Raw genomic sequence first — 16,965 nt, forward strand, 5'->3', positions numbered from 1 at the left:
CCATCCACCTCGTTTTATTTTAAAATACCGTCAAGCGCCAGGTTGACCTTCAGGACATTGACCGTATCTTCCCCAAACACTTTCAGAAATTTTCCGTTCGTATATTTGGCGACAATGTCGCGGACCTGCTGCACCGGCATATTTCTCGCTTTGGCGATCCGCTCCACCTGATACTCCGCCGCCGCGGGGGAAATATCGGGGTCGAGCCCGCTGCCGGAGCAGGTGACAACGTCCTCCGGAATAAGGGTGTCCCTTTTTTCCGGATGCGCGGCCCGGATTTTCTCCACCCGTTCTTTTACCAACTCTTTATACCGGTCGCTGGCCGGGCTCAGATTTGACGGCGAAGCGTACAGCATTGTTTTTCCATTGGAATCGGTGTACGTCTTTGTGTCCAGATTCATGATCCGTCCCCAAAGATAACCGTCGCCCGTAAACTGCTGCGCCAGAAGCGCGCTGCCATATTTCTTTCCGTCAATTTCAATTATACTGCCATTTGCCTGATTATGGAACAGGAGTTGCGAAATTCCTGTAACGGCCAGCGGATAAAGCAGCCCGCACAGCAGGGTAAAAAGCAACAACGCGACAAGTGCCTTTGACCAAACGGATTTTATCAGTTTCATGAAAAGATTCCTCCTTAAGAAACGCCGAACAGGGCCAGTAAAACATCAATGAGCTTGACAAAAACAAACGGCGCCGCAAGACCGCCCAGCCCATAGAGGAAAAGGTTCCGGGAAAGCAGCTTTTTGGCGGGGACCTCGCGGTATTTCACGCCCTTCAGCGCAAGCGGGATCAGAGCCACAATAATCAGCGCGTTGTAAATAATCGCGGACAGAATCGCTGTGTCGGCGCTGTGAAGCCCCATGATATTCAGCGCCGCAAGACTGGGGTACAGGGTCATGAACATGGCGGGAATAATGGCGAAGTACTTCGCCACGTCATTTGCGATGCTGAAGGTCGTCAGCGAGCCTCTGGTCATTAAGAGCTGTTTTCCGATGCGGACAATGTCGATCAGCTTCGTCGGCGAGGAATCCAGGTCAACCATATTGCCCGCTTCCTTCGCCGCCTGTGTCCCGGTGTTCATGGCCACCGCCACGTCCGCCTGAGCGAGCGCGGGGGCGTCGTTCGTACCGTCGCCCGTCATGGCGACCAGATGCCCCTGCTTCTGAAAATCCCGGATCATCTGCAGCTTGCCTTCCGGCGTCGCCTCCGCCAGGAAGTCGTCCACCCCTGCCTCCGCGGCAATAGCCGCCGCGGTCATGGGATTGTCGCCGGTAATCATGATCGTTTTGATTCCCATCTTTCTCAGGTCGGCAAATTTTTCCTTTACACCGCTTTTGATGATATCCTTCAGATGGATGACCCCCATGATTTTGCCGTTTTTGGCAACAACCAGCGGCGTTCCCCCGCTGTTGGCAATCTTTTTAACCGCTTCCTCACATTCTTTGGAGTAGATGCCGTTCTGGGCCTGCACATACTCCTTTACCGCGTCCGCCGCGCCTTTGCGGATTTCCATGCCCGGAAGATTCACGCCGCTCATCCTTGTTTTCGCGGTGAACGGGACAAACTTGGGGGACTGGCCGCCGAATTCATGCCCGCGGATGCCGAATTCCTTTTTCGCGAGAACGACAACGCTTCTGCCCTCCGGCGTTTCATCGGCCAGAGAGGACAGCTGCGCGGCATCGGCCAGTTCCCTGATCTCCACCCCGTCTACGGGGATAAATTCCGCGGCCTGGCGGTTTCCCAGCGTGATGGTGCCGGTTTTATCCAGCATCAGGATATCCACGTCTCCAGCGGCTTCAATCGCCCTGCCGCTCATGGCAAGCACATTGGCCTGATTCAGGCGGCTCATGCCCGCAATGCCGATGGAGGAAAGCAGCGCGCCGATCGTGGTCGGGGCAAGGCATACCAGAAGCGCAATCAGCGCGGTGATGGAGCTTGGGTTCCGGATTCCCGCCTGCCCGGCGGCAAACGCCGAATAGGGGTACAGCGCCGCCGTGACCAACAGGAAAATAATCGTTAAAGCGACCAGCAGAATCTGAAGCGCGATCTCATTCGGCGTTTTTTTGCGGGAAGCGCCTTCCACCATGGCAATCATCTTGTCCAGAAAGCTTTCCCCCGCCTCGCTGGTAACGCGGACGACCAGCCAGTCGGAAATAACGGTGGTTCCCCCCGTCACCGCGCTGCGGTCGCCGCCGCTTTCCCGGATGACCGGGGCGGATTCGCCGGTGATCGCGCTTTCATCCACCGAGGCCGCGCCGTCGATGACCTCGCCGTCCGCGGGAATCTGCTCCCCGGCCTTCACAATCACGATATCGTCCTTGACCAGCTCAGACGAAGAAACTTTTTCAATTTGGTCCCTTTGCTCCGGCGACGGAATCTTACTGGCCGGAACGTCCTTTTTCGCGGCGCGCAGCGAATCCGCCTGCGCCTTTCCGCGGCTTTCCGCAACGGCTTCCGCAAAATTTGCGAACAGCACGGTAAACCAAAGGATGATTGCAATCGCCAGAATAAAGCCCGGCCGCGCGTCCTTCAACCCAAACAGCGAGGCAAAGTAAAGAGCCGTTGTCAGGACCGCCGCGACATAGACAATAAACATAACCGGGTTCTGCACCTGTATTTTGGGATTGCATTTTGCAAAGGAATCCTGAATGGCCCGGCCGACCATTTTCTTATCAGCAAAAGCATTTTTTTGTTTTGTATTCATACGGCACCTCCTTAGCCAACCATCTGATAAAAATCGGCCACCGGCCCAAGCGCCAGAGCCGGGAAAAAGCTGAGTGCGCCAATCAGAAGAATGACAAAAATCAGCAGTCCCACAAACATGGCGTCATGGGTGGGCAGAGTGCCCGCGCCAACCGCGACTTTCTTTTTCTGCGCCAGAGAGCCGGCCATGGCGAGCGCGGCCACCAACGGGACATACCGGGCAAAAAGCATGACGATTCCGGTGGAAAGATTCATAAACAGCGTATTCGAAGCCATTCCCGCGAAAGCGGAGCCGTTGTTTCCGCCCGCCGACGTAAAATTATACAGAATCTCCGAGAATCCGTGCGCCCCCGTGTTGGTCAGCGTAGATGAAATACCGGGGACCATACAGGCCACCCCGCTGCCGACCAGAATGGCCACCGGCGTCGCAAGGCAGAGCAGAACCGCCATTTTCATTTCATACGGTTCCACTTTTTTCCCCAGATACTCCGGCGTTCTGCCGACCATCAGACCGGCGATGAATACGGTGAAGATCGCAAATCCGAGCATCCCGTACAGGCCGGAGCCGACGCCGCCGAAAATCACTTCTCCAAGCTGAATCAGCAGCATGGGAACCAGCCCGCCGATCGGCGTAAAGCTGTCGTGCATGGCGTTGACGGAGCCGTTTGAGGCAGCCGTGGTAAAGACCGACCATGTGCCGGAAGCGGCAATGCCGAGACGCGTTTCTTTCCCTTCCATATTGCCGCCCGACTGACCGGCAAAGGAGGTGTTCACCGCTCCGTTTTGGGCAAGCTGAGGCGTCGCCTGCATTTCATTGAAAAGAACGACGCCCAGGCAGACGGACAGGACAAGAAACATTGCCAGAAACAGAGCCGTCCCCTGCCGCTTATCCTGCACATTTCGTCCGAATGTAAAGCACAGCGCCGCGGGAATCAGCAGGATGGAAATCAATTCAATCAGATTCGATGCCGCCGTCGGGTTTTCAAGCGGATGCGCTGAATTCACACCAAAAAAGCCGCCGCCGTTTGTCCCCAGCTGCTTAATGGCGATCTGGCTTGCCGCTGGACCCTGCGGCACCACCTCACTGGTAATGACGGTACCGTCCGCAAGGGTAATCGGCTGCACAAGGTCGACTTGGTCATAGCTGTTGAAATTCTGAACGACGCCCTGTGACACCAGCGCAACGGATACGACCAGAGAAAGCGGAAGCAAAATATACAGAACGCTTCTCGTAAGATCCGTCCAGAAGCTTCCGAGCCCGGTTTCCTGCACCTTCACAAAGCCGCGGATCAAGGCGAACAGAACGGCGATTCCCGTCGCGGCGGATAAAAAGTTCTGCACCGTGTAACCGAGCATCTGCGTGAAATAGCTCATGGAGCTTTCCCCGGAATAAGCCTGCCAGTTTGTGTTGGTAACAAAGCTGACGGCATTGTTAAATGCCAAATCCCATGGGACCGCTCCAAAATGCTGCGGGTTCAGCGGGAAAAGGCCCTGTAAAAGATTCAGTAAGAATACCGCCAGAAACCCGAACAGATTGAAAATGAGGGCTGCTCCGGCGTATTTTTTCCACCCCATCTGCTCGTCCCAGTCGATATTCAGCGTTTTGTAGAAAAAGCCCTCCACCGGTTGCATCATCCGGGACAAAAAGACTTTTTCGCCGTTCATTACCTTTCCAATATAGCCGCCAAGCGGGATGGCCAGAACAACCAGAAGGACAAGGCAAAGCACCGCCTGCAGTATTTCTCCATTCATACTTTATCGCTCCTAAACAGAATAGTAACCAGATAAATCAATAGTGCCGCACAAATGAATCCCGTTATTCCAACAATAACCTGCAAAATGATATCCCTCCGTTTCTTTTGACAGTATAGCATTGGGATGGTAAGGGTGCCGTTAGGATTTGACCAATCATATAAAGATTGCGAAAAGATGAATTTGAGATATCCGAAGGCTGTACCATCAGCTTTCCTAAATCGTGTCAGAACATGTATCTGTTCAAAAAAGAACCTCCCTTTGCCGAAATCAGTGCGGTTTTTTCAACCGCATGAAGGTAAAAGGAGGTTCTTTATCTATTTGAAGTATTATTGATTTTTTGAAGGCATATGCCGCTCCAGTTCGCTCCACACCGGCATGGGAAAATCCGGCTTTCGGGTCCGCATGGCACGAAATGCCTTGTCGAGCGCCTGCATTTCCGTTAAGGCACAACGGCAGTGATCGCTGGCGGCCAGACGGCCGATGCCGGTTTTGGCCATTATCCAGAGCAAGACAGACAAAAAGCATCGCCGGAGACCTTTCCCGAGATACTTCTCACAGCCCTCCGGCAGAACGGGATACCCCAGAGCCTGAAGCAGACCGTAGCCCTCCCGGACAGCCGTCACCATCTGCCGCCGCTGAGCTGCGGAAGCCTTTTTCAGGTTGCATCCATTGGCATAGCACACATACCCGACGGGCAGAATCATGGCCAGATGGCACTGATACCAGGCGTCCATATCGGAGGAATACGACGGCTGATATTTTGTTCCGGCAAAGATTTTAGCCAGTCTGGCTTTATCCGTTTCATCCGGCTCGCTGTGCAGGGCGCCGCATTCCAATCCCCCGACACCCGGACGGACGCAGATGACTGCGCCGTTTTCCCGCCGGCCCCCGGTCGCCTGGAATCCGAAAAGGACGGTCTTTGGTGCGGGACTATGCTGCTGTATGTACCGTTCCATCTGAGCCGCAGAAGGATTGTTGCCCACCAGCATCACCAGAGGACTGTCGCAGGCGGCCAGATCGTTCAATATTGTCCACATTTGCTGGTACTGCATTACGGCGAAGACGGCGTTATAATGTTCTTCCGGTTTCAGCCGCCCTACGATTTGAGGATGATCGACTGTAATTTTATGCTGAAGGTAATGGTGAATTTCCAGTCCTTTTTGCTGCAGTTCCTCTTTGCGTTTCCTCCTGGCCAGCAGGGAAACGTCATGTCCCGCCGTGCAGAGCACATGGGCTAAATAACTGCCGATGACCCCGGCGCCATAAACTAAAATTTTCATAAATGGAAGTTCCCTCTTTTCAGCTGATCACCGTTTTTTCGAAAATAGTTGTTTCAGCGATTTTCTTTCAATGAACGGACTTTCTGAAATGTATAAACCTGCTTATCATTGAATATAGTTAATTCAAGGAAATAATTAAAATCAAGGAGCTGATCGTTATGTCCCGCGGAACACAGAAAACAGAGGAAGAAAGACTTCAAATTCTGGATGAAGAAATCGCGAAACTGGAATCCAGAAAAATAAAAATCGATAAAAAAATCGAAGGATTCAATAAACGAAAAGAAACTATTTTAAATCAGCAGAAACAAAAAAAGCTGGAGGAACTGCAAAAATTCATTTCTAAATCGGGCAAAAGCCCTGAAGAAATTTTAGAAATGATAAAAAGGGCCGGGTAAAACACAAGACAAACGGTAATGGTCAGAAAGCCATTTCCGCTTTTTTATGCCCAGAAAAGGTTATGGGCTTTTGTAAAGTTGGAAGAGCCGCCTGAATTGAAATATTATGATACAGAGGATGAAGATGCTTCTTCTGATTTGCATCCTTTCACTTCTACTTTTTCAATACCATAAAGTCCTATGATCAGGCCCAGCGCCGTAGCAATCAATCCCACAAAAATCATTCCCCGCACGCCGGAAAGATCCAGCAGCAATCCGCCGAGAAGACTTGCGGCTACGCCGCCAAGCGTGATCGCGCTTGTCATAAAAGCCTGCCCTTTTGCCAGGTCCTCTTTACAGATGATTTCATTTACATAATAGACGGAAGCAGGAATAAACAGCGCATAGGAACTGAACTGAAAGATCTGTGCCACATACAGCATCCATACATTGGTTGCCAACATCGTGAGCGCCGCTTTCACGGTAAAGAAAACGAGGGAAAATTTCAGAATGGAACTGCATCGAATCTTTTTTACCAAAAAGCCGAATAAAATCATGGCGGGCAATTCTATCGCCGCCGCGATTCCGGTGGCGATTCCCATATTCTTTGCAGTGCCGCCCACATTTTCGGTAATTTGTATCAGGTAATTATTGATCATGGTATGCGAACAAAACGTAAGGGATACGGCGATCATCAGCGCGGCAAATTTTTTATTATGTATAAAAAAGGAAAGCAGATGATTCGTATCGGTGTTTTTCGGTTCTCTTGTCATTTCCATGTTTTCCGGATAATCCGTATCGCTTTCGGCATCAGTGGACTGCCGCTTCGTAAATGTATAAACTACGATTCCCAGCGCGATATAAAGGCCCGTGGAAATAACCGGCAGAAGGCCGGTACCGAAGCCGTCCACAAGGATTCCCAGCAAAACGGATAATACCGCGTAGGAAATAGAACCCATTCCTCTGGCAAGGCCGAAATTGATTCCGACCCCTTTATTAATGAACTGCATCCCAAGGGAATTGACCAGCGGCTGCAGCGTATACAAAATGGCGGATTCAAGCGTGAGCAGAACCGCAAGTATAAAAAAGCTCTCCGACGGAAAGGACCGGGCTGCCGCAAGCGCTCCCGCCGCTCCTGTCAGGACGACAATTAAATTTTTCATCGATATTTTTCTGGTCCTGTCGGCAAACGCCGCCACCGCGGGCTGCAGCAGTACCGCAAAAATATTAGCCAGCGCAAGCACCAGGCCGATCTGGCTGTTGCTGAAATGCTTGGATAATAAAAATATGGATGCAAAGCCGAGACTGCTGCAAACAATCGACCAATAAAAGCTGTGAGCGGCCGAATACTTCATGGTATATTTCAGATTGATGTCGATGTTCTTTATCTCCCCTCCGGATGTGCGATACTGGTTTTATGATTACTGATAAATTCCGCCTGCAAGACGCTTCAACGCATTTTGAATTGGCCGCATATTTCTTCTTTATTATACTTTTATTTTTCATCTTATTCAACCGGTTTCTTCCAGTATAACGGCGTTCTTCTCAAACAATCATTCTCAGATGCTCTCAATGGGCAAAACAGATAAAAAGGCACCCTGGAAAAGGGTGCCTTAAATGGTTATCAGCCTCTATAAAACTCTTCCTGAACCGGGTATTATGCCGATCATCCAAGGAATGACTTAGACTTGACAGTGAAAGCATATACTCTGTCAGGGGTGATAGCATGAAAAAGAAATCGATTGTTTTGTTATTGGCCGTGATCCTCCTGCTTGGCAGTTTTTTTATTTTCCTATTAAAAGTAAATTCAAAAAATACGTCCATTCAGGCGAATAGCGGCACTGATGATCAGGATGCCGTTATTGAATTTCTCTTATTTCCCGAAATAGGAAAAGACGTTGAGCGTTTCTATAAACCCTATTTTAACTTTCCTCCCAATATTGACCCTGTATCTATGGATATTCTGGATATTAACCGGGTTCCTTCCGGATACGATGTTACATTACAGATATTCCCCTATTTGGGCGCTCATAATTCTATTGGAAAAGACATTGTTACCATGAATGTAACGACTAATAGCATTGCTACAAAAGAATTCAAGCATGTAGAAAGCTATGATGTTCCGGATTGGCTGAAGCAGAATGTAATCGAATGGCCGCCCCAAACGGAATAACGGGAACAGAAAATGATACACAGTCCGTATCTTTTAAAGGATGACGGCGTGCACCACAAAGCGCATGTCGCGCGCATCGTTCACACAGGTGGAAAGTGTCAGGATGCGGCTTTCAGCGTCCGTTTCCACGCCGGTATCATACAGAGAAAGCTTCTTCATTTTTTTCAGGTAGCTGCCGTAGGAGCTTTGGTCGGCAAAGGAATACGTGTAGGTCTCGCTGTCCGGCTTCGCTTCATGAACAGAAAAGATTTTACAGTCGGCCTTTCCTGCTTTACTGTAGAATTCAATGTCCGGATGCCGCTGATAATAGCTCTTGTCGCGAAAGCTGCAAAGCGCGGCAAACATGGCGCCGCTGCGCATATTGTGCCCGTACACAATCGAATTTTTTACGCCGGGGCCGTTTTCAATCCGGGAATCCAGAAAAATCGCCCCTATGCTGCTGCTGTTTTTATAAAAGGTATGGTTTAAATAATAAGTATTGTCTTTCCCCTGCACAACGGGGTAGCTTAGATTTGTCTCCGGCAAACGCAGCCAGCCGACGGCGTCGCTGTTCTGCGCGGTCAGCTTTTGGTAATCAAAGGCAAAACCGCCCGCCGCGAGAGTCACCGGCGCCCCACTCTGCCGTGCGGCGGCGGAAGAGGACGGCGGGGACGGTTCGGACATGGTCTGAGCCGCCTTTTCATATTCTTTTCTGCCGTTTTCATACTCGCTGTAAACGGCGTAAAACCGCGACCCGCAAAACACCAGAATCAGCAGACAGATCACGGCAACCGCCGGTTTCCAGTAACCGCGGATAACGGGGGCCGTTTTCTGTTTTACAAGAAGAAAGAGCTCCCGAAAAGCTGCCAGATTTTCAGAAAGCGCAGGGGTTTCCGTCACCTGCAAAGCTTCTTCCCCCGTCGGCGCGGCGAGAGGTTCCGCCTCCGTCAAAGGGCCGTCGGAGCCCTCTTCCACCGCCGGGATGGCACCGGTATGGGCGGCGCCCATGGAGAAAGCGGAAACCGCGGCCACGATGGGGACTGTCAGAACGACGCCCATGCTGCCGGAAAACGCCTGCATGATTTCAATGCCGATTCCGTAAGAATTGATGATCTGCACATAAGGAAGATTATAAACGTAGTTTGTCACCAGCACGCTGACGGAACCGCCCGCGAAGGCAAGAATCAGCGTATTGGACATGGTGCCCATCATGTCGCGCCCAACGCTGATACCGGAACGGAAAAGCTCCATCCGGCTGAGGCTGGGGTTCTTTTCCTGGATTTCATTGATGGTGGAGGCGACGGAAATCGCCACATCCATCACGGCGCCGAGGGAGGCGATTAGCAGGCCGGAAAACAGCAGGCCGCTGACCTGAATTTTTGTATTTTCCCCCAGGAACAGTAAATTTTCAATATCCGATACATTGTTGCCGGATATTCCCGCAAAAAAGCCGAATCCGGTGGCAGCCACGCCCGCGATGATAACACCGGAAACGGAACCGATAATGGCGCAGGCCGTTTTTTTCGAAGGCCCGCCGATCAGGTACATGGTGACGAGCGTCGTGACAATTGCCACCAGCACGGCCGCCCAGAAGGGGGAAAATCCGCGGAAAATCAGAGGAATATAGAGCAGAATGATGCAGGCCAAAGTAAAGATAAGCCCGATGGACGCTTTGATCCCCTGCTTTCCGCCGATGACGCAGAGAATCAGGAAGAACAGCAGCACGAAGGCATAAACAACCGGCTCGCGATTGGCGCTGTAGACGGAGGTAACGGAAATATCGCCGGAAACGCTCTGGATTGTGATGACCTCCATGCCGGGGGTGCAGCCGGCGCCGAACAGATATCCCGCCGAGCTGGTGGCCTCCACGGTCTGACCCTTCTGCCGGCCGCTGAGCATCAGAAGCCGCACGGTCTGCTCGCCGTAGCGCCGGCCGTCCTCCTGCAGATTGTCTTTCACCACCTCGACCACTTTGGCCCGCTCAAAGGTGCGGCCCACCGTAGTGACAAGCTCCGGCTTCTGCACCTGATTGATAAAGTAGACGAAAATGAGGAATCCTACCGCCAGTACGGCAATCACCGCCCTGCGTACGTTCGCCTTCTTATCTGCAAACAGTTTTTTCAGCATATCCTTCAATCCCCTGATTTTATAGTTTTCAGCCGTGCCTCGGGCCGGTTTTTTTACCGGCGGCATTTCGGCACCGACAGGCAGGGAGGCGAAAGCCTGCGCTTACGCCTCCCGTGAAACAGTTCAGTTCATCGTTATTTCGATTATTTGACAGCCTTGACCCGTTTGTCTTTTGCGGCGGCGACGACTGCCGTTACGAGGCCGAGAAGGGCAAGAGCCGCAAGCACGATCATTCCGGTCAGATCGTTTGTGTCGCCGGTTACCGGTGTCTGACCTTTTGTGTTTGGAGCGCTAAGTGCGACCGGCGTTCTGTTGACGGTTTTCTCGATTGTAAAGGTGGAATCGATCTGGCTTGTATTTCCGTCCACAATGCTGTAAGTGGAAATGCTGAAATCCTTGTCGCTGATGGAAATGACGGAATAGCTCGGCTTCCAGTTCTGGTTTCTGTAAGCGACGAAGTTCTGCTGCTGGGAAATCAGCTCATAAAATTTACTGCCCGTGGCGGAATTGGCGGTCATATACAGGGTGCCCTGGGGGTTCACCACCTTGGCGGATTTGTTATTGTTGATCGTATAGCAGTTATTTCCCTGAATGAAAGCGGCGTTGGCGGCTTTACCGGCGGCATCGTCCGCTTTCGGATAGTACGGATACACCTTTCCGGTGGCCTTGTCGATCACGTTGTCCCAGTCAAATTCTCCGGTGCTCGTTTTATTGGCGTCATAGGCAGCGTGAACCTTGCCGTCGCCCTGGAGCAGGTAGCTTCTGGAATAGCTGTGGTCATGGCCCTGAAGAACCACATCCACGTCATATTTGTCCAGAATGGGAGTGAGCTGGGTCCTGAGGACCATTCCGTCCGACTCGGAGTGGTCGGCGCCGCTGCCGTAGATGTCCTGATGGAACATGACGATTCTCCAGCGGGTGTTGGGGTTTTCCTGCGTCGCTTTTTTCAGCAGCGCTTCATGGTCCGCACAGTTGTAGTTGTTGGTGTTCAGCACGACAAACAGCGCATTCCCATAGGTGTAGTAGTAACCGTTGCCGGCTGCGGAGGGGCTTGTTTCCGCGGTGAAGGCGTTCGGGTTGTTGAAATGGAAGGCATAGCTCTTGTTGGTGGCGTCGTGGTTGCCGATCGTTGTGGAGACAGGCAGCGACTTCAGCGCGGCCGGAGACAGATAGCCGGCGTATTCGATCTCGTTGCCGGGGTCGATTCCGTTCACGTTTTTGTTGATCTGATCACCCGCGGAGAGGGCAAAGCTGGTGTCCGGATTGGCTTTTAACGCGACATTCAGCGTGGTGTTCCAGTTAAAGGCGTCGTTTCTGGCGGCAGTGTTCAGGCTGGAGGTGTTTTCGAGCTTGTCGCCGGTAGAAACCGTCTGCCCTTTTGAAGCGCCGATCTGGGGATCGCCGAAGAACAGCATTTTAAAGCTGGAAAAGCTTTTTGTGGCATACTTCGCCGGTTTGCTCTCCACCCCGTTCGTCAGATAGGTATAATAATACGCGGTGTTTTCCTTCAGGCCGGTGACGGTCACCTTGTTGCTGCGGTAGCCGTCAATCGCGGAGCCCGCCGTGCCCTGAAAGCTTTTGGCGTCGCTCATATCTTCCTTTGTGGCAAGCTTGACAGCCGGAGTCGCCGTGGCGCTCGCCTTGGAGTACCAGCCGAAATTCAGCTCGCTCTGGTTTCTTCCGGGGGTCAGGGAAACCTGCTCGTAATTGGTGCTGACAGACGTTTCCCACTGCTGTGTCCAGCCGGACCACGACTGGTCGGTGGTTGCGTCGGAGAAGTGTTCCGTTGCGGCAAAAGCGCCTGCAGAGGAAGAAATCACCAACCCGGCCGCCAAAACACCGCATAAAATCATTCTGGAAGTTTGTCTCATGTTGCCCTCCTTAAATTCGTTGGTTAAATTTGACATCGTCATTGGTTTCAGTATACGAACTCAATCAGGCGATTTCAATGAATTCACAGAAGCTTAAATAAAGTTTAAATCCGAATTTACAAAGGAGTTCTGCTTTAGAATATCCTGTCGAAAAGCCGCGACCGGACCTTTGCCGCCTGAAATCAGAGCGCGTTTTCAGCAAGGTGCGCGAGCGGGCTGCGTTCCACCTGGCTCAGCGTCACATGGCCTGTCAGCGCGGATCCTTTTAATCTTTCAACCAGATAAACCAGTCCGTTGGACCGCGAGTCGACCAGCGCGTTGTCGATCTGATTATCCGTCGGGTCACCGATAAAGACGAACTTGGAATTCTGCCCGGCCCGTGTCATCATCAGCTTGGCGATATGGGGCGTCGTTTCCTGCGCCTCATCCACAATGACAAACGCGTCTGTCAGCGTCCTTCCCCTCATATAGGTAAAGGTCTTCATATCGATCGTACCCGCACACTTGAGGTTTTCGATAATCGCGTCGACAGAGGTGTTGTCCTCCATACAGTTTTTTCTGGGCTTGCGGTTGCGGCCGCAGTACATCAGGTTTTCAAAGGCGTCATAGAAGCTGCCCATCCAGGGCCGGAGCTTTTCCTCCTCATTTCCCGGCAAAAATCCGATGTCGTCCCCCGCCGGCACCACCGGGCGGACAAACACGATTTTGCGGTACGCATGCTGCTCAATGACTTTTTCCAGCGCCACAGCGGTGGCGAGAATCGTTTTTCCCGAACCCGCGCCGCCCGTCAGGGAGACAAATTTAACGCTGTCGTCCATCATCAGCTCAAAGGCCATTTTCTGTTCCAGGTTCAGCGGCGTAAGTCCCCACGCGGTCCTGTTTTCGAACTGAAGCGGGACCAGCTTTTCGCCGTCAAACCGGGCGACAACCGAACGCGCCGGGGAATCCTTCGCATGAATCAAAAGAAACTGGTTCGGGAAAAGCTTGAGCTTTTTCGGGCAGGCCAGCCCGGAATCGTAGATTTTGTCAATATTTTCCGAGGAAAGCGTTGCCGTTGCATAACCCCGATACAGGTCGTCAAGCGCGATCCGGTCGGTTTCGTAATCCTCGGTCTCAATGCCGAAGGCCTGCGCCTTGAGCCTCATGCAGATGTCCTTGGACACAAGGATGGTGGGGATTTCCAAATCCCTTTTTTTGATGCTCAGCGTGGTAAGCAGAATTCTGTTGTCATTTTTTTTCAAATCCAGCTCATCGGTTATTTCCGTCACATTATGATAGCCGTTCATTTCAATTTTGAGGATGATATTTTTCTCAAGCTCGATTCCGTCCTGGATGCTTTGCTGCGCCTTTCCCTCCACCATTTGGGAAAGCTCCCGCACGGCCTGCCTTGCCTGACAGCCGCACAGCCCGTCTCTCGATTTCAGAGAGTCGATTTCCTCCAGCACAACCATGGGAAGGATGACGTTATTCCCTTTAAAGTTATGGATGCACGCGGGATCGTGCAGCAAAACGTTCGTATCCAGCACATAATTTTTTCTGTTACCGTTTTTTTGTTGCATTAGAATGCCTCCAAAATAAAAATTGATAGGGAGCGCAGCCTGAGACCTGAAAACGTTTCACTAATAAAAAAACACCACACATCTCTATGTGATGCCGTGGTGCTTTGCTTTTGCCCTGCCGTCAGAGATATTTTCGGGCAAAAGCGAACGGGCGCCGTCATGGATTTGTCTGCAGAGTCCGTAAATCTTTTTCAAATTCCTGAATCTTTTTATTCAGGAAAGCAATTTCGGGATAATCCTCCGTTTTGCCGGACTGCAGCTGAACCCTCTTTAAGGTCTTCCACTCGTTCAGGATTCTCTGTATGTTTTTCCTGACAAGCGCAGGTTCGTCGACCCGCTGTTTTTTTTCATTCCATATTACATCCAAACGCTCTGTCATTGCTATCACCTCATTTCCTATCATAGGCAAAACATGTTCAGATTGCGTTATAAACCCATTAAAAAATCAAGATAGCCCTGCCAATGGCTGGAAGCTCCGGAGCTTCACGTATCCAAATTAACATAACTTTGACAGGACGTTCATTTTATCTTAACAGAGAACGGGTACAATAAACACATCAGATAAAAACTGTCACACTGATGGGTATGGACGGAATACCGAACCATAAAAAGGTGGCAGACAAACAGCAATCGCCCCTTGCGGGGCTTGACATAAATTCTTTTTCATTACCCTCCTCTCTTCTGAACCGCTCCAAATGGGGCGGCTTTTTTAATTCTGACCGTTTTTTCTCCGGCAGAATCGGCGGACCCGCAAATTTCATTTCAGGTTGACGATAAGCGATAAAAATGCTATAGTGTTTCTATACCCCTATGGGTATAAAGGAGGTGGGATTATGCGCAAATGTATGGATTGCGATAATCTGCACAGGCGGCTGAACAAGATCTTGGGGCAAATCAGGGCCATCGACAAAATGGTGGATGAGGACGTCCCCTGTGAAGAGGTTCTGATCCAGATCAACGCCGCAAAAAGCGCCCTGCATAAGGTGGGGCAGGTCGTTCTGGAGGGTCATCTGAACCATTGCGTACGGGAGGGCATTGAGCACGGTGACGCGGAAAAGACCATCGCGGATTTCGCCAAGGCCGTGGAGCATTTTTCAAGGATGTCATAGAAGCCATGAAAAAACAATAAAAAAACAGCCGTTTGTACAAAACGGCTGTTTTTTTATTGACAGGCGATACCCCTACGGGTATAATAAACCTATACCCCCTTAGGTATAGAAAGGAGTGTTCGCTTGGCTCTGTTAAAAGATAAGGAAAGACGGGACGTACTTTTTCTCTGCCTTTCCGCCCCCGCGCTGATCATCAGTTTTTTTCACATCGGCAATCTTCCGGTCGACGCGGCATGGGTGGCAATCCTGTTATGCGGCGTCCCGATTCTGAAAGGAGCCCTTGTCGGGCTGATTACAAAGTTTGATATTAAAGCGGATGTTTTAGTGTCCATCGCCCTGATCGCATCCATTTTTATTGGGGAAACCTTCGCGGCCGGCGAGGTGGCTTTCATCATGGCGATCGGCGGCTATTTGGAAGAACGGACCGTAGCCAAAGCCCGCGCGGGAATCGAGAATCTGGTTCATCTGACCCCCGCCTCCGCCCGAGTCGTTCGGGACGGAAAGGAAGAGAATATCCCTGCGGAGCAGGTGAAAATCGGAGATATCCTGCGCGTCCTGGCCGGAGAAACCATTGCCGTGGACGGTACGATTCTGAAAGGACAGACCTCCATCGATCAGTCCGTCATGACGGGCGAATCCCTGCCGGTAGACAAGGGCGAGGGTGACGAGGTGTTCAGCGGGACGGTCAATCAGTTCGGCACCTTTGACATGACGGCGCAGAAGGTCGGAGAGGACAGCTCCCTGCAGCGCATGATCCGCCTGGTAGAATCCGCCGACGCCGGAAAAACAAAAATTGTCGGAATCGCCGACCGCTGGGCCACCTGGATCGTCGTGACCGCACTGCTGGCGGCTGTCATCACCTGGTTTGCCACCGGAGAGATCATCCGTTCCGTCACCATTCTGGTAGTGTTCTGCCCCTGTGCGCTGGTACTCGCCACCCCTACCGCGATCATGGCCGGAATCGGAAATGTGACGAAGTTCGGCATCCTTGTCCGGGAGGGGGATGCCCTGGAACGGCTGTCGCAGGTACAGCGGATCGCCTTCGATAAAACCGGAACCCTGACCTACGGCAAGCCGGCGGTTACACAGATACATAGCATCGACCCCGCGCTGAATGATACGGCGCTTCTGGAACTGGCGGCCGCCGCGGAGCTGCGCTCGGAGCACCCGCTCGGCCGGGCAATCGTCGCGGACTACCTGCAGAAGCACGGAACCCCGCCGGAGCAGCCGGAGGAATTCAAAATGCTGGCCGGGCGCGGCGTAGTCATCCGTTACGCCGGGCAGGACATTCTTGCGGGAAACGAAGCACTGATGGCGGAATACCGGATCATTCTTCCAGATGAGCTTCTGCGGGCGGAGGAAAAGGCAAAGTCGGACGGCTGTACCGTAATTTCCCTTGCGCGAAACGGAAACGCCGTTGGTATGATCGCCCTCTCCGATACCCTTCGTCCTGACGCCGCCCGGACGGTAGAGGCCATTCACCGGACCGGGGTCCAAACCGTTCTGCTGACCGGAGACGCAAAGCCGGCTGCATTTCATATCGCCCAGGCCGCGGACATTCAGGATGTGCGGGCGGATTGCCTGCCGGAGAAGAAGCTGCAGGAGATCCATGCGTATCAGGAAAAGGGCGAACTGGTCTGCATGGTGGGAGACGGCATCAACGACGCCCCGGCGCTGAAAACCGCCCATGTGGGGATCGCCATGGGCGGCATCGGCAGCGACATTGCCATTGACGCGGCGGATATCGTGCTGGTCGGCGACGATATCAAGGAAATTCCTCACCTTTTACAGCTTGCGAAAAAGACAATGCAGACGATCAAAGTAAATCTCACTGCCTCCATGATGCTGAATTTCATTGCGATTGCCCTTGCCATCACCGGCATTCTGAATCCGGTGGTCGGCGCCCTGGTTCACAATGTCGGGTCAGTCGCCGTTATTATCAATTCTTCCCTGCTTTTAAAATGGAGAAAAGCGGAATAAAGAGCCAACCTCCGTTTTGAGCACTTCGGGTACAATGCTAAATATATTTTCAGAA

The 16,965-nt window shown here is 52.0% G+C and carries 13 protein-coding genes; 4 read left to right on the forward strand and 9 right to left on the reverse strand.

Annotated features, from left to right (window positions below; all coding sequences use genetic code 11):
* Positions 1–14 precede the first annotated feature (14 nt).
* From kdpC to ACRQV7_RS10795, 4 genes are all read right to left on the reverse strand, one after another.
* Positions 15–620 carry a potassium-transporting ATPase subunit KdpC gene (gene kdpC, locus ACRQV7_RS10780; protein ID WP_444658131.1) on the reverse strand — a complete coding sequence of 202 codons (606 nt, stop codon included), beginning with the start codon at positions 618–620 and terminating at the stop codon, positions 15–17.
* Between the two features lie 14 nt (positions 621–634).
* Positions 635–2,704 (reverse strand): potassium-transporting ATPase subunit KdpB, encoded by a 2,070-nt coding sequence (gene kdpB / locus ACRQV7_RS10785; protein ID WP_444658133.1) that lies wholly within the window; start codon positions 2,702–2,704, stop codon positions 635–637.
* Between the two features lie 11 nt (positions 2,705–2,715).
* Positions 2,716–4,455 carry a potassium-transporting ATPase subunit KdpA gene (gene kdpA, locus ACRQV7_RS10790; RefSeq protein WP_444658134.1) on the reverse strand — a complete coding sequence of 580 codons (1,740 nt, stop codon included), beginning with the start codon at positions 4,453–4,455 and terminating at the stop codon, positions 2,716–2,718.
* Between the two features lie 329 nt (positions 4,456–4,784).
* Positions 4,785–5,738, reverse strand: a complete 954-nt coding sequence (locus ACRQV7_RS10795; protein WP_444658135.1) for a ketopantoate reductase family protein — start codon at positions 5,736–5,738, stop codon at positions 4,785–4,787.
* Between the two features lie 158 nt (positions 5,739–5,896).
* On the opposite strand from ACRQV7_RS10795, the gene ACRQV7_RS10800 reads away from it, so the two are divergent.
* Positions 5,897–6,133 carry a hypothetical protein gene (locus ACRQV7_RS10800; RefSeq protein WP_275713856.1) on the forward strand — a complete coding sequence of 79 codons (237 nt, stop codon included), beginning with the start codon at positions 5,897–5,899 and terminating at the stop codon, positions 6,131–6,133.
* A gap of 104 nt (positions 6,134–6,237) precedes the next feature.
* Here ACRQV7_RS10800 and ACRQV7_RS10805 read toward each other — a convergent pair whose 3' ends face one another.
* Positions 6,238–7,467 (reverse strand): MFS transporter, encoded by a 1,230-nt coding sequence (locus tag ACRQV7_RS10805; RefSeq protein ID WP_444658136.1) that lies wholly within the window; start codon positions 7,465–7,467, stop codon positions 6,238–6,240.
* Positions 7,468–7,838: 371 nt separating this feature from the next.
* Between ACRQV7_RS10805 and ACRQV7_RS10810 the strand changes: the two genes are divergently transcribed.
* The gene (locus ACRQV7_RS10810; RefSeq protein WP_444658137.1) at positions 7,839–8,285 is read left to right on the forward strand and encodes a DUF3888 domain-containing protein; all 447 of its coding nucleotides are present in this window, start codon (positions 7,839–7,841) and stop codon (positions 8,283–8,285) included.
* A 33-nt stretch (positions 8,286–8,318) separates the two neighbouring features.
* Here the strand turns inward: ACRQV7_RS10810 and srtB are convergent, their stop codons facing one another.
* From srtB to ACRQV7_RS10830, 4 genes are all read right to left on the reverse strand, one after another.
* A complete protein-coding gene (gene srtB / locus ACRQV7_RS10815; protein WP_444658138.1) occupies positions 8,319–10,391 on the reverse strand; it encodes a class B sortase in 2,073 nt (690 codons plus the stop codon).
* 143 nt (positions 10,392–10,534) lie between these two features.
* Positions 10,535–12,262: a metallophosphoesterase gene (locus tag ACRQV7_RS10820; RefSeq protein WP_444658139.1), complete on the reverse strand. Its 1,728-nt coding sequence runs from the start codon at positions 12,260–12,262 to the stop codon at positions 10,535–10,537.
* 182 nt (positions 12,263–12,444) lie between these two features.
* A complete protein-coding gene (locus ACRQV7_RS10825; protein ID WP_444658140.1) occupies positions 12,445–13,821 on the reverse strand; it encodes a PhoH family protein in 1,377 nt (458 codons plus the stop codon).
* Positions 13,822–13,978: 157 nt separating this feature from the next.
* Positions 13,979–14,200, reverse strand: coding sequence for a hypothetical protein (locus tag ACRQV7_RS10830; protein ID WP_444658141.1), 222 nt, complete (start codon positions 14,198–14,200; stop codon positions 13,979–13,981).
* Positions 14,201–14,654: 454 nt separating this feature from the next.
* Here ACRQV7_RS10830 and ACRQV7_RS10835 point away from each other — a divergent pair, with 454 nt between their 5' ends.
* Entirely contained in the window at positions 14,655–14,930 is a 276-nt protein-coding gene (locus ACRQV7_RS10835) for a metal-sensing transcriptional repressor (protein ID WP_444658142.1), read from the forward strand.
* A gap of 123 nt (positions 14,931–15,053) precedes the next feature.
* Complete coding sequence (locus tag ACRQV7_RS10840) at positions 15,054–16,910, forward strand: heavy metal translocating P-type ATPase (protein ID WP_444658144.1); 1,857 nt, start codon at positions 15,054–15,056, stop codon at positions 16,908–16,910.
* Positions 16,911–16,965 lie beyond the last annotated feature (55 nt).

Source organism: Caproiciproducens lactatisolvens, assembly GCF_052443335.1.
Classification (GTDB): domain Bacteria; phylum Bacillota; class Clostridia; order Oscillospirales; family Acutalibacteraceae; genus Caproiciproducens.